The sequence below is a fragment of the Streptomyces sp. SAS_281 genome, assembly GCF_052542855.1.
In genome coordinates this window covers 31,023-44,918 of sequence record NZ_JBMNDO010000003.1, presented here as the reverse complement: position 1 = coordinate 44,918, position 13,896 = coordinate 31,023, and the positions used below count along the sequence as shown (strand labels likewise).

Here is a 13,896-nt window from a genome sequence, read left to right as displayed (position 1 = left end):
GCGGGGTGACGGCTCCCGGCGGTTCAGCGCCCCGGCGCGGGCAACGGCGCGGTCGCGGGCTCCCTCGTCCGCCACGCGACGAGCACCACCAGACCCGCCGCCACCGCCCCGCACCCCATGACCGCGCGGAGCGAGGTGTGGTCGACGATCGCGCCCCCCGTGAACGCGCCTGCGGCGAGCGTCGCCTGGAAGGACGCGGTGAACAGGACCGTGGCGGCCTCGGGCGCGTGCGGGGCCGCGCGGGCGAACCACGTCTGGGAGCAGACCGGCACCGCGCCGTAGCCGAGACCCCAGACGACGAGCAGGGCGAGCGCGCCCGCGTCGGTGCGGCCCAGGAACGGCAACAGCCCGGTCGCGGCGGCGATCGTCGCGGCGGCCGACCCGAAGGCGAGTCGGGGCGCGCGGGTGACCAGCGCGCCACCGATGAAGTTGCCGACCACGCCGGCGGTGCCGTAGAGCAGCAGGTACGCCGTGATCCGCTCCGGACCGGCTCCGGTCATCCGCTGGAGAAGCGGCGTGACGTAGGTGTACGTGGCGAAATGCGCCATGACGATGAGGAAGGTCATCAGCAGGGCGTACCGGGTGCCGGCGCCACGCAGCAGGGCGACGAACACCGAAGGGCGGGTGCCCCCGTCCGGTGGCAGGGCGGGGAGCGTCAGCAGCATCAGGACCAGCGCGCCGGTGCTGAGCAGCCCCATCACCGCGAACGCGGTGCGCCAGCCCGCCAGATCACCGACGAGCGTGCCGGCGGGGACGCCGAGGACGGAACCGAGGGGGACGGCCGCGAAGATGACCGCCGTCGCGCGCCCGGCCGACGCGGGGCGGACCAGCCGGCCGGCCAGCCCGGCACCGATCGACCAGAACCCGCCGATGGTGATGCCGACGAGGACCCGGGCGACGAGCATCAGCCAGTAGGCCGTGGCCGCGGCGGTGAGGAAGTCGGCCACCGCGAGCAGCAGGATCAGGGCGCAGAGCATCAGCCTGCGGTCGACCCGGGACGTCGCGAGGGTCACCGTCGGGGCGGCGACGGCGGCGAGGAGGCCGGGCATGGTCATCATCAGGCCCGCCGTCCCGTCCGCGACGCCGAACTCGGCCCCGATCGGGGTCAGCAGACCGATCGGCAGGATCTCGGTGGTGACGATGGCGAAGAGGGCCAGGGTCAACGCGCACACCGCGGACCGGCCGCGTAACCGGGTGCCGGTGGGAGGGGCGGAGGCGGTCGGGGCCGTACGGTGCATGGAGGGGCCGTCCTGTGCTCGGTGGAACGGGGGCTGTTCACCCCAGTTCACAAGCACGCGCGGACGATGTCCGGCAGGTTCGCGACCTCAACGGTGACGCCGAAGGGCCGTCGTTCCCGAGCGGGGGAACGACGGCCCTTCGCAGCGCGCCGAGGCGCTTGTGAATCCGTGCACTCAGAGGACGCGGACCGCGCCGGTGGGCATGTCGTAGTCCAGGGGGCGCTGCACCACACCGGTGGAGGAGTTCTGCGCACCGACGAACTGGCCGCCGCCCACGTAGATCCCGACGTGGTACGCGCTGCCCGCGCCGCCCCAGTACAGGATGTCGCCGGGCTGGAGGTTGCTCAGCGAGACCTGGGTGCCGGCGGTCGACTGGCTCTGCGAGACGCGCGGCAGGTCGACGCCCACCGTGCGGAACGCGGCCTGGACCAGGCCCGAGCAGTCCCACGAGTTCGGGCCGGTGCCGCCGGACACGTACGCGTCGCCGACCTGCGCCTGGGCGAACGCGACGACGGAGGCCGCGGAGCCGGTGGCGTTGCTGGAGTACGAGGTCGTGGCGGCGCTGGTGGAGCCGGACGACGAGGAACCGGTGCTCTTCTGGAGCGTGGTGCGCGCGGCGTCGCGGGAGGCGCGCTCGGCGGCCTCCGCCTTGGCCTTGGCGGCCGCCTCGGCCTTCTTCTTCGCCTCGGCCTTGCGGACGGCCTCGGCCTTGGCCTTCTTGGCGTCCTTGGCGGCGCTGCTGGCCGCCGCCTCTTCCTGGGCCTGCGTCTCCAGGTCCAGGGCGACCTGCTGGGTCGCCTCGGCGGAGGCTGCGACGGTGGTGGAGAGCCCCGCGGTGATGGTGGGCATCTCGATCGTCTGGGTCACCGGTTCGGCCTGGGCCGGGCCCGCGGCACCCGCGACCGCGATGGTGCTGAGGACGCCACCGGCAACTCCGGCACGCAGCGCCGTCGTCGAGGCGTTCCGGCGGGGCTTCCGGTGGCTGGGTATGAGAGCGGTGTGGGACATGGGTACTAGCGCTATCAGGGCGTGCGGGGTCCCATCAAGAAACGTGTGTTGCGACACAGTTACGTCCGGAATCTGTGAATCCGCTTTCTGAGGGCCCTTATTGACGCCGTAACGGGCAAAACGGGCACCCGTGATCAGGGCTGTGATCACGGGTTTTCTGCAATACGCCCGAATTGCCCGCCGCTTACCATCCGTTCACACAGTTGGCCAAGCCCGCTTCTATAACGGCTGACGTGAAGTGACGCAGCTCACAGCGTGGTCTTACGGTGACGGGCATACGGGGGCTCGGCGCGGGCGGCGGCGGTCCGCGTCCACCTCATTCCGTGTGAACCCCCGCGCGAGTGACGCCGGTCCGGCCTGCGCCCTCGGTCACGCCGGCCCGGCCGTCACGGTCCCAGAGTGGGGCAGATCCCTTTATCACCCCCTCGTGTCCATCGCCAATTTTGCGTGCAGCGCCGCCGCTTGATAGTGCGACACCCCTTTGACCAGCGGTAACAGCACCAGATGTCACCTCTCGTGATCACTCGGCCGCTTCGTGTACGAAGATCACCGCTCATCCGACTTCATGATCGTTCGTCAGGTGGTGGAGATCACAAAGACGTTGGTGACCCCCGTGTCGCAGATCACAGGACGGCGGGCATAGGATGCGGGGCAGTCGGGCTTGTGAACTGCCTCACATGTGCACGATCTTGGTGAGGCGGGGAGCCGGTTCGCCCGATGCGGTCCAACGGTCAAGGACGACTGGAAGGAGCGAGGAGCGTGAATGCCTACGCGCCCATCCTCGTGCTCGGCGCCCTCGGGGCAGGGTTTGCGATCTTCTCCGTGGTCATGGCCACGCTTATCGGCCCCAAGCGGTACAACCGGGCAAAGCTCGAAGCGTACGAGTGCGGTATCGAACCGACACCCACGCCCGCCGGAGGCGGTCGCTTTCCCATCAAGTACTACCTGACGGCGATGCTTTTCATCGTCTTCGACATCGAGATCGTCTTCCTCTATCCCTGGGCGGTCAGCTTCGACGCCCTGGGGATCTTCGGGCTCGTGGAGATGCTGCTCTTCGTGCTCACCGTCTTCGTCGCCTACGCGTATGTGTGGCGGCGCGGCGGTCTGGAATGGGACTGAGGGGCTGAGGGGCACACCATGGGACTCGAAGAGAAGCTGCCGAGCGGCTTCGTTCTGACCACCGTCGAGCAGGCGGCCGGCTGGGTGCGGAAGTCCTCCGTCTTCCCGGCCACCTTCGGCCTCGCCTGTTGCGCCATCGAGATGATGACCACCGGGGCGGGCCGTTACGACCTAGCCCGGTTCGGCATGGAGGTCTTCCGCGGCTCGCCGCGGCAGGCGGACCTGATGATCGTGGCCGGGCGGGTGAGCCAGAAGATGGCGCCCGTCCTGCGGCAGGTCTACGACCAGATGCCGAACCCCAAGTGGGTCATCTCCATGGGCGTTTGCGCGTCATCAGGCGGAATGTTCAACAATTACGCCATTGTTCAGGGTGTTGATCACATTGTCCCGGTTGATATTTATTTGCCGGGCTGCCCGCCGCGGCCCGAGATGCTGATGGACGCGATCCTCAAGCTGCACCAGAAGATCCAGGGCTCCAAGCTCGGGGTCAACGCCGAGGAAGCCGCCCGCGAGGCGGAGGAAGCGGCGCTCAACGCCCTGCCCCTCATCGAGATGAAGGGGCTCCTGCGATGAGCGACGAGCTGGGCGGCTCCGCCGTCCCCGCCCCGCGCGACGAGCACGGCGAGGTCATCGGCGTACGGAAGGGCATGTTCGGCGCCGACAACGGCGGCGACACCTCCGGCTACGGCGGCCTCATCCGTACCGTCGCCCTCCCCGGCGCCTCCTCCCGCCCCTACGGCGGCTGGTTCGACGAGGTCGCCGACGAGCTCGAAGGCGCCCTGGAGGAGCAGGACCTCCTCCCGGAGAACGCCATCGAGAAGACGGTGGTCGACCGGGACGAACTCACCTTCCACATCGCCCGCGAGCACCTGGTCACCGTCGCCAGGACCCTGCGCGACGACCCGGCGCTCCGCTTCGAGCTGTGCACCGGCGTCAGCGGCGTCCACTTCCCCGGCGACAAGGGCCGCGAGCTGCACGCGGTCTACCACCTGCGCTCGCTCACCCACGGCCGGCTGATCCGGCTGGAGGTCTCCACGCCGGACGACGACCGCCACCTGCCGTCCCTCGTCCCGGTCTACCCGACCAACGACTGGCACGAGCGCGAGGCGTACGACTTCTTCGGGCTCGTCTTCGACGGGCACCCCGCCCTCACCCGGATCATGATGCCGGACGACTGGCAGGGCTTCCCACAGCGCAAGGACTACCCGCTCGGCGGCATCCCCGTCGAGTACAAGGGCGCCCAGATCCCGGCTCCGGACCAGCGGAGGTCGTACTCCTGATGACCACTCCTCACGCGACGCCTCGCGCCACCACCGAGGGGACTGTATATACGGTCACCGGCGGCGACTGGGACGAGATCGTCGAGAACGCCGCCGCCTCCGACGACGAGCGCATCATCGTCAACATGGGCCCGCAGCACCCGTCCACGCACGGCGTGCTCCGGCTCATCCTGGAGATCGACGGCGAGACCGTCACCGAGGCCCGCTGCGGCATCGGCTACCTCCACACCGGCATCGAGAAGAACCTCGAATTCCGCAGCTGGACGCAGGGCACCACCTTCGTCACGCGCATGGACTACCTGACGCCGTTCTTCAACGAGACGGCGTACTGCCTGGGCGTCGAGAAGCTGCTCGGCATCGAGGACCAGATCCCCGACCGGGCCACCGTCCTGCGCGTGCTCCTGATGGAGCTCAACCGGCTCTCCTCGCACCTGGTGTGCATCGCCACCGGCGGCATGGAGCTCGGCGCCACCACGATCATGATCTACGGCTTCCGCGACCGGGAGCTGGTGCTCGACCTCTTCGAGCTGATCACCGGGCTCCGTATGAACCACGCGTTCATCCGCCCCGGCGGCCTCGCCCAGGACCTGCCCCCGGGCGCGATCGACCAGCTGCGCGAGTTCGTGAAGACCATGAAGAAGAACCTGCCGGAGTACGACGCGCTCGCCACCGGCAACCCCATCTTCAAGGCCCGCATGCAGGACGTCGGCTATCTCGACCTCACCGGTTGCATGGCCCTCGGCGCCACCGGACCGATCCTGCGCTCGGCCGGCCTCCCGCACGACCTGCGCAAGACCGACCCGTACTGCGGCTACGAGACCTACGACTTCGAGGTCCCCACCGCCGACAGCTGCGACGCCTACGGGCGCTTCCTCATCCGCCTGGAGGAGATGCGCCAGTCGCTGCGGATCATCGAGCAGTGCATCGACCGGCTCGCACCCGGACCGGTCATGGTCGCCGACAAGAAGATCGCCTGGCCCGCGCAGCTCGCGCTCGGCCCGGACGGCCTGGGCAACTCGCTGGACCACATCAAGAAGATCATGGGCACCTCCATGGAGGCCCTGATCCACCACTTCAAGCTGGTGACCGAGGGCTTCCGGGTCCCCGTCGGGCAGGCGTACACCGCCGTCGAGTCGCCCAAGGGCGAACTCGGCGTGCACGTCGTCTCGGACGGCGGAACCCGCCCCTACCGGGTCCACTTCCGGGACCCGTCCTTCACCAACCTCCAGGCCATGGCGGCGATGTGCGAGGGCGGCCAGGTCGCCGACGTCATCGTCGCCGTCGCATCCATCGACCCCGTGATGGGAGGCGTCGACCGGTGACCGAAGCACGTCAGGAAGTCAGTCTGGGGATGCCGCAGCTCCCCGCCCCCGCCTACCCGGCCGAGGTGCGCGCCAGGCTCGAAGCGGATGCGAAGGAGGTGATCGCCCGCTACCCCGACAGCCGCTCCGCGCTGCTGCCGCTGCTGCACCTCGTGCAGTCCGAGGAGGGGTACGTCTCGCGTACGGGCATGGCCTTCTGCGCCGACGTACTCGGCCTCACCACCGCCGAGGTCACCGCGGTCGCCACCTTCTACACGATGTACCGGCGCAAGCCGAGCGGCGACTACCAGGTCGGCGTCTGCACCAACACGCTCTGCGCGGTGATGGGCGGCGACGCGATCTTCGACCGGCTCAAGGAGCACCTCGGCGTCGGCAACGACGAGACGACCGAGGACGGCAAGGTCACCCTCGAACACATCGAGTGCAACGCCGCCTGCGACTTCGCGCCCGTCGTGATGGTCAACTGGGAGTTCTTCGACAACCAGACCCCGGAGAGCGCGACCCGGCTGGTCGACGACCTCATCGCCGGCCGCACCGTCGAACCCACCCGCGGCGCGCCCCTGTGCACCTACAAGGAGACCGCGCGCATCCTGGCCGGCTTCCCCGACGAGCGCCCCGGTGCCGTCGCGGCCACCGGCGGCGCGGGCCACGCCTCGCTCATCGGCCTCAAGCTGGCCAAGGGCGAGGCCGCACCGCAGGCCCGCGTGGTCGGGCCGCGCGGCGAGGCGCCCACCGATCAGCCGCAGAAGGGCGCCGAGCACCTCAGCTCCCACGACGCGCCGCAGCAGACCTCGGCATCCGACCCGGACCACCCGGCAGGACCCGCGGCCGAGGAGGGGGAGTGATGACGTTGGCCACCGAGCTCGATCACAACGGGACCAGCCCCGAGAAGCTGCTCGCGCCCGTCCTGTCAGCCTTCTGGGACCAGCCGGAATCCTGGACCCTGGACACCTACCGCCGCCACGAGGGCTACGAGGGACTGCGCAAGGCCCTCGCCATGTCCCCGGACGACCTCATCGCGTACGTCAAGGACTCCGGTCTGCGCGGACGCGGCGGCGCCGGCTTCCCCACCGGGATGAAGTGGCAGTTCATCCCGCAGGGCGACGGCAAGCCCCACTATCTGGTGGTCAACGCCGACGAGTCGGAGCCGGGGACCTGCAAGGACATCCCGCTCCTCTTCGCCAACCCGCACAGCCTCATCGAGGGCATCGTGATCGCCTGCTACGCGATCCGGTCGTCGCACGCGTTCATCTATCTGCGCGGTGAGGTCGTCCCCGTGCTGCGACGGTTGCACGAGGCCGTTCGAGAGGCGTACGAGGCGGGCTATCTGGGGACGAACATCCTGGGTTCGGGGCTCGATCTGGAACTCACGGTGCACGCGGGCGCCGGCGCGTACATCTGCGGTGAGGAAACCGCGCTGCTCGACTCTCTCGAAGGACGGCGTGGCCAGCCCCGGCTGCGTCCCCCCTTCCCCGCGGTCGCCGGTCTGTACGCCTGCCCCACTGTGGTGAACAACGTCGAGTCCATCGCCTCGGTTCCCGCGATCCTGAACAAGGGCAAGGACTGGTTCAAGTCGATGGGCAGCGAGAAGTCCCCGGGCTTCACGCTCTACTCGCTCAGCGGCCACGTCGCGGGCCCCGGCCAGTACGAGGCGCCGCTCGGCATCACGCTGCGCCAGCTCCTCGACATGAGCGGCGGCATGCGCCCCGGCCACCGCCTCAAGTTCTGGACCCCCGGCGGCTCCTCCACGCCGATGTTCACCGACGAACACCTCGACGTGCCCCTCGACTACGAGGGCGTCGGCGCGGCCGGGTCCATGCTCGGCACCAAGGCGCTCCAGTGCTTCGACGAGACGACCTGCGTGGTGCGGGCCGTCACCCGATGGACCGAGTTCTACGCCCACGAGTCCTGCGGCAAGTGCACCCCCTGCCGCGAGGGCACCTACTGGCTCGTCCAGCTGCTCCGCGACATCGAGGCCGGCAAGGGCCGGATGTCCGACCTCGACAAGCTCAACGACATCGCCGACAACATCAACGGCAAGTCGTTCTGCGCCCTCGGCGACGGCGCCGCCTCGCCGATCTTCTCCTCGCTGAAGTACTTCCGCGAGGAGTACGAGCAGCACGTCACCGGCAAGGGCTGCCCCTTCGATCCCGCCAAATCGACCCTCTGGGCCGACGACAAGAACGCTCACCAGGGGGTGAACGCATGACAGTCACCACGAGTGCGCCCTCCGGGGGCGGCGAAGCGGCGATCCCGCCCGAGGACCTCGTCACGCTGACCATCGACGGCATCGGGATCAGCGTGCCCAAGGGCACCCTGGTCATCCGCGCCGCCGAACTCCTCGGCATCGAGATCCCGCGCTTCTGCGACCACCCCCTCCTCGACCCGGCCGGCGCCTGCCGCCAGTGCATCGTCGAGGTCGAGGGCCAGCGCAAGCCGATGGCGTCCTGCACCATCACCTGCACCGACGGCATGGTCGTCAAGTCGCAGATCACCTCGCCCGTCGCCGACAAGGCGCAGCGCGGTGTGATGGAGCTGCTGCTCATCAACCACCCGCTGGACTGCCCGGTCTGCGACAAGGGCGGCGAGTGCCCGCTCCAGAACCAGGCGATGTCGCACGGCGACCCGGACTCCCGCTTCGAGGGCAAGAAGCGGACGTACGAGAAGCCCGTGCCGATCTCCACCCAGGTGCTGCTGGACCGTGAGCGGTGCGTGCTCTGCGCGCGCTGCACCCGGTTCTCCAACCAGGTCGCCGGCGACCCGATGATCGAGCTGATCGAGCGCGGCGCGCTCCAGCAGGTCGGCACCGGCGAGGGCGACCCGTTCCAGTCGTACTTCTCCGGCAACACCATCCAGATCTGCCCGGTCGGGGCGCTGACCTCGGCGGCGTACCGGTTCCGCTCCCGCCCCTTCGACCTGGTGTCGACGCCCTCCGTGTGCGAGCACTGCTCCGGCGGCTGCGCCACCCGCACCGACCACCGGCGCGGCAAGGTCATGCGCCGCCTCGCGGCCAACGACCCCGAGGTCAACGAGGAGTGGCTCTGCGACAAGGGCCGCTTCGGCTTCCGCTACGCCCAGCAGCGCGACCGCCTCACCACCCCGCTCGTCCGGGGCGAGTCGGGCGCGCTGGAACCGGCGAGCTGGCCCGAGGCCCTGGCCGCCGCGGCCGAGGGCCTGTCCGCCGCGCGCGGCCGGACCGGCGTCCTCACCGGCGGCCGGCTGACCGTCGAGGACGCGTACGCGTACAGCAAGTTCGCCCGGGTCGCCCTGGGCACCAACGACATCGACTTCCGGGCCCGGGTCCACAGCGACGAGGAGGCCGACTTCCTGGCCGCGCGCGTCGCGGGACGCGGCAAGGACCTCGACGGCAGCGGTGTCACGTACACCTCGCTGGAGAAGGCCCCGGCGGTGCTGCTGGTCGGGTTCGAGTCGGAGGAGGAGGCCCCCGGCGTCTTCCTGCGGCTGCGCAAGGCCCACCGCAAGCACGGTCTGCGCACCTTCTCCGTCGCCTCGCACGCCACCCGGGGCCTGGTGAAGGCGGGCGGCGTGCTGCTTCCCGCCGCGCCCGGCACCGAGACCGAATGGCTGGACGCCATCGCGGGCGGTGTCGGCCTGGCGGGCGACGGCGCCGTCGCGGCCGAGGCGCTGCGCGGCGAGGGCGCGCTGATCGTGGTCGGCGAACGGCTGGCCGGGGTGCCCGGCGGGCTGACCGCCGCGGTCCGGGCCGCGACCGCGACCGGGGCCCGGCTGGTGTGGATCCCGCGCCGGGCGGGCGAACGCGGCGCGGTGGAGGCGGGCGCGCTCCCGTCGCTGCTGCCCGGCGGCCGCCCGGCCACCGACCCGCGTGCCCGGGACGAGGTCGCCGCCGCGTGGGGCGTCGCCGAACTCCCGTCCCGCTTCGGCCGCGACACCGGCCAGATCATCGAGGCCGCGGCCTCCGGTGAGCTGGGCGCGCTGGTCGTCGCCGGGGTGGGCACCGAGGACCTGCCGGACCCGGCGCGGGCCCTGGAGGCCCTGGACCGGGTCGGCTTCCTGGTCTCCTTCGAGCTCCGGCCGAGCGAGGTCACCGACCGCGCCGACGTGGTGTTCCCGGTGGCCGCGGTCGCCGAGAAGTCCGGGACCTTCCTCAACTGGGAGGGCCGGGCGCGGATGTTCGAGGCCGCGCTGAAGCCCGACCAGATGACGCGGAACCTCGCCCCGGGCGACGCCCGCGTCCTGCACATGCTGGCCGATGCGATGGACGTGCATTTCGCGCTGCCGGACCTGAAGGCCGCCCGCCGTGAGCTGGACCGGCTCGGCGGGTGGCAGGGCGGGTACGCGGACGACCCCCGCGCCTCCGCGCAGCCGCTGCCCCGGCCCGGCGACGGCGAGGCGATTCTCGCCGGCCACCGGATGCTGCTCGACCTCGGCCGCCTCCAGGAGGGCGACACCGCGCTCGCCGGGACCCGGCACGAGGCGGTGGCCCGGCTGTCGGCCGCCACGGCCGCGGAGAGCGGGGTCAAGGACGGCGACCTGCTGGCCGTGTCCGGGCCCGCCGGCAGCGTCGAACTCCCGCTCCGGGTCACCGACATGCCGGACCGCGTGGTCTGGGTGCCGCTGAACTCCACCGGGCGGGGCGTGCCGGCCACGACCGGGGCGCGCCCCGGCGGAGTGGTCCGGATCGGCCCCGCCGCTCCCGGTACTCCCGACGTCACACCGGAGGTGCGGGCGTGACCGCCTTCGCTCAACTGGCCGCGGCACCGCACGGTGCGGTGCTCGCCGCCGAGGACCTGTCGATGTTCGGCAACGACCCCTGGTGGCTCGTCGTCATCAAGGCCGTCTTCTGCTTCGCGTTCCTGATGGTGACCGTCCTGTTCTCCATCGTGTGGGAGCGCAAGGTCGTCGCCTGGATGCAGCTGCGGATCGGTCCCAACCGGCACGGCCCCTGGGGCATGCTCCAGTCGCTCGCCGACGGCATCAAGCTGATGCTGAAGGAAGACGTCATCGTCAAGCGCGCGGACAAGGTCGTCTACGTCCTCGCGCCGATCGTCGCCGCGATCCCCGCGTTCATGGCGATCGCGGTCATCCCCTTCGGGCCGTCGGGCAACGAGGTCTCGATCTTCGGGCACCGCACGGCGATGCAGCTCACCGACCTGCCGATCGCGATGCTGTACATCCTCGCGGTCGCCTCGGTCGGCATCTACGGCATCGTGCTGGCCGGCTGGTCGTCCGGGTCGACGTACCCGCTGCTCGGCGGGCTCCGTTCCTGCGCGCAGATGATCTCGTACGAGATCGCCATGGGCGCCGCGTTCGCCTCGGTGTTCCTCTACTCGGGGTCGATGTCGACGTCGAAGATCGTGGAGGCGCAGCAGGACCGCTGGTTCATCATCCTGCTCCCGGTCTCCTTCATCATCTACATCGTCACGATGGTCGGTGAGACCAACCGCGCCCCCTTCGACATGCCGGAGTCCGAGGGCGACCTCGTCGGCGGCTTCAACACCGAGTACTCGTCCATCAAGTTCGCGATGTTCATGCTCGCCGAGTACGTCAACATGGTCACCGTCTCCGCGGTCTCCACGACCCTGTTCCTGGGCGGCTGGCGGGCCCCGTGGCCGATCAGCACCTTCTGGGAGGGCGCGAACCACGGCTGGTGGCCGATGCTCTGGTTCGTCCTCAAGGTCCAGCTGCTGCTGTTCTTCTTCATCTGGCTGCGCGGCACGCTGCCCCGCGTCCGCTACGACCAGCTGATGAAGCTCGGCTGGAAGGTCCTGATCCCGGTCTCCGTCGTCTGGCTGATGCTGGTGGCGACCGTACGGGCGCTGCGCAACGAGGGCTACGACTTCTCCAAGATCCTGCTCTACGTGGCCGGTGCCGTGATCGCGGTGCTGCTGATCTCCTTCGTCGCCGACATCTTCCGCGACAAGAAGGACAAGGCCGCCGCCGAACAGGCCGGACCCGAGCCGGCGTTCGACCCGATGGCGGGCGGATTCCCGGTGCCACCGCTGCCCGGACAGACCCTGCCGCCCGTGCCGAGGCGCAGGCCGCGCCGCGAGCGGGAGCTCGTTGTCAGTGGCGGCGTGGATACTCAGAGTGACGGAAATCCGAGTGACGGAAAGGAGGCCGACGGTGCCTGAACTGCCAGATCTGCCGGGGTCCAAGAGGCCGGCGAAGTCCACCGGGCCGACGGGGTCGACGGCGTCCTCGCAGCCCTCCCCGAACTCGGAGGACAAGTTCCTCAACCCGGTGGCCGGCTTCGGCGTGACCTTCAAGGCCATGTTCAAGAAGCGGCTCACCGAGCAGTATCCGGAGACGCCGAAGGTGACGGCGCCCCGCTTCCACGGCCGCCACCAGCTCAACCGCCATCCGGACGGGCTGGAGAAGTGCGTCGGCTGCGAGCTGTGCGCCTGGGCCTGTCCCGCCGACGCGATCTACGTGGAGGGCGCGGACAACACCGACGAGGAGCGCTACTCCCCGGGTGAGCGCTACGGCCGGGTCTACCAGATCAACTACGCCCGCTGCATCCTCTGCGGACTGTGCATCGAGGCGTGCCCGACCCGGGCGCTCACGATGACCAACGAGTTCGAGCTCGCCAACACCACCCGCGAGAGCCTCATCTACACCAAGGACGAGCTGCTCGCGGGCCTGGAGGAAGGCATGGTCGAGAGCCCGCACGCGATCTTCCCCGGCATGGACGAACAGGACTACTACCGGGGCCTGGTCACCGAGGCCGCCCCCGGTACGGAGCGCCAGCTCGCCGTCTCCAAGGGCGAGAAGCCGGCCGACGAGGCCGGCCGGAGCAACGGCGCCGCGCAGGAGGTGGACGCATGACCGGCCTGGCCGCAGCGGCCTCGCAGACCTCGACCGGCGAGGCGTTCCAGTTCTGGGTGCTCGGCACGGTCGCCGTGATCGGCGCCCTGTGCACGGTGCTCATGAAGAAGGCCGTGCACAGCGCACTGTGCCTCGCCGGGACGATGATCATCCTCGCGGTGTTCTACCTCGCCAACGGTGCCTACTTCCTCGGCATCGTCCAGATCGTCGTCTACACCGGCGCGATCATGATGCTGTTCCTCTTCGTGGTCATGCTCGTCGGTGTCACGGCGGCGGACTCGCTGAAGGAGACCATCAAGGGCCAGCGCTGGCTGGCCGCCGGATGCGGCATCGGCTTCGGCGTCCTGCTGATCGCCGGTATCGGCAACGCCTCGCTGAAGACCTTCAACGGCCTGGGCACCGCCAACACCGCGCACGGCGGGAACGTGGAGGGGCTCGCCAGCCTCATCTTCACCAAGTACGTCTTCGCCTTCGAGATCACCGGTGCCCTGCTGATCACCGCGACGGTCGGCGCGATGGTGCTCACGCACCGCGAGCGCACCGAACGGGCCAAGACCCAGCGGGAGATGTCCGAGGAGCGCGTGCGCAGCAACCACGTGCCGCCGCTGCCCGCCCCCGGCGTCTACGCCCGGCACAACGCGGTGGACATCGCGGGCCTGCTCCCCGACGGCACCCCGTCCGAGCTGACCGTCATGAACACGCTGCGCAAGCGCGGCCAGATGCGTGACGTGTCCCAGGAATCACTGGCCGGCCTCAAGGCAGTGGAGCAGCGCTCCGGTGAGCGGCTGGGCCGGGACACCGAAGAGGAGGAGGTCGCCAAGTGAATCCGGTCAACTACCTCTATCTCGCCGCCCTGCTGTTCACCATCGGCGCGGCCGGTGTGCTGATCCGGCGGAACGCGATCGTGGTGTTCATGTGCGTCGAGCTGATGCTCAACGCCTGCAACCTCGCGTTCGTGACCTTCTCCCGGATGCACGGCAACCTCGACGGCCAGATCATCGCCTTCTTCACGATGGTCGTCGCCGCCGCGGAGGTCGTGGTCGGGCTCGCGATCATCGTGTCGCTGTTCCGTTCCCGCCACTCGGCCTCGGTCGATGACGCCAGCCTGATGAAGCTGTAAGG

Annotated in this window: 13 protein-coding genes; 11 read left to right on the top strand and 2 right to left on the bottom strand. The window is 69.9% G+C overall.

The features are described from left to right. Window positions 1-23: 23 nt before the first annotated feature. The gene (locus ACN6LM_RS02275; protein ID WP_445063567.1) at window positions 24-1,238 is read right to left on the bottom strand and encodes an MFS transporter; all 1,215 of its coding nucleotides are present in this window, start codon (window positions 1,236-1,238) and stop codon (window positions 24-26) included. 174 nt (window positions 1,239-1,412) lie between these two features. Continuing rightward, window positions 1,413-2,246, bottom strand: coding sequence for a C40 family peptidase (locus ACN6LM_RS02270; RefSeq protein WP_445063566.1), 834 nt, complete (start codon window positions 2,244-2,246; stop codon window positions 1,413-1,415). 759 nt (window positions 2,247-3,005) lie between these two features. Between ACN6LM_RS02270 and ACN6LM_RS02265 the strand changes: the two genes are divergently transcribed. From ACN6LM_RS02265 to nuoK, 11 genes are read left to right on the top strand one after another with little or no spacing between them, the layout of a single operon-like run. After that, window positions 3,006-3,365, top strand: a complete 360-nt coding sequence (locus ACN6LM_RS02265; RefSeq protein WP_003967084.1) for an NADH-quinone oxidoreductase subunit A — start codon at window positions 3,006-3,008, stop codon at window positions 3,363-3,365. 18 nt (window positions 3,366-3,383) lie between these two features. Then, a complete protein-coding gene (locus ACN6LM_RS02260) occupies window positions 3,384-3,938 on the top strand; it encodes a NuoB/complex I 20 kDa subunit family protein (RefSeq protein WP_073964532.1) in 555 nt (184 codons plus the stop codon). Beyond that, complete coding sequence (locus tag ACN6LM_RS02255) at window positions 3,935-4,645, top strand: NADH-quinone oxidoreductase subunit C (protein WP_445063565.1); 711 nt, start codon at window positions 3,935-3,937, stop codon at window positions 4,643-4,645. Before ACN6LM_RS02260 ends, ACN6LM_RS02255 begins: the two co-directional genes overlap by 4 nt. Next, complete coding sequence (locus tag ACN6LM_RS02250; protein ID WP_445063564.1) at window positions 4,645-5,967, top strand: NADH-quinone oxidoreductase subunit D; 1,323 nt, start codon at window positions 4,645-4,647, stop codon at window positions 5,965-5,967. Before ACN6LM_RS02255 ends, ACN6LM_RS02250 begins: the two co-directional genes overlap by 1 nt. 29 nt (window positions 5,968-5,996) lie before the next feature. Further along, the gene (gene nuoE, locus ACN6LM_RS02245; protein WP_445063653.1) at window positions 5,997-6,812 is read left to right on the top strand and encodes an NADH-quinone oxidoreductase subunit NuoE; all 816 of its coding nucleotides are present in this window, start codon (window positions 5,997-5,999) and stop codon (window positions 6,810-6,812) included. Next, complete coding sequence (nuoF, locus tag ACN6LM_RS02240) at window positions 6,812-8,176, top strand: NADH-quinone oxidoreductase subunit NuoF (protein ID WP_445063563.1); 1,365 nt, start codon at window positions 6,812-6,814, stop codon at window positions 8,174-8,176. Before nuoE ends, nuoF begins: the two co-directional genes overlap by 1 nt. Next, window positions 8,173-10,680 carry an NADH-quinone oxidoreductase subunit G gene (locus tag ACN6LM_RS02235; protein ID WP_445063562.1) on the top strand — a complete coding sequence of 836 codons (2,508 nt, stop codon included), beginning with the start codon at window positions 8,173-8,175 and terminating at the stop codon, window positions 10,678-10,680. The genes nuoF and ACN6LM_RS02235 overlap by 4 nt, the downstream gene beginning before the upstream one ends. After that, window positions 10,677-12,080: an NADH-quinone oxidoreductase subunit NuoH gene (gene nuoH / locus ACN6LM_RS02230; protein ID WP_445063561.1), complete on the top strand. Its 1,404-nt coding sequence runs from the start codon at window positions 10,677-10,679 to the stop codon at window positions 12,078-12,080. The genes ACN6LM_RS02235 and nuoH overlap by 4 nt, the downstream gene beginning before the upstream one ends. Continuing rightward, entirely contained in the window at window positions 12,073-12,774 is a 702-nt protein-coding gene (nuoI, locus tag ACN6LM_RS02225) for an NADH-quinone oxidoreductase subunit NuoI (RefSeq protein ID WP_445063560.1), read from the top strand. The genes nuoH and nuoI overlap by 8 nt, the downstream gene beginning before the upstream one ends. Further along, complete coding sequence (locus ACN6LM_RS02220; RefSeq protein ID WP_445063559.1) at window positions 12,771-13,598, top strand: NADH-quinone oxidoreductase subunit J; 828 nt, start codon at window positions 12,771-12,773, stop codon at window positions 13,596-13,598. Before nuoI ends, ACN6LM_RS02220 begins: the two co-directional genes overlap by 4 nt. Beyond that, entirely contained in the window at window positions 13,595-13,894 is a 300-nt protein-coding gene (gene nuoK / locus ACN6LM_RS02215) for an NADH-quinone oxidoreductase subunit NuoK (RefSeq protein ID WP_018101339.1), read from the top strand. Before ACN6LM_RS02220 ends, nuoK begins: the two co-directional genes overlap by 4 nt. Window positions 13,895-13,896 lie beyond the last annotated feature (2 nt).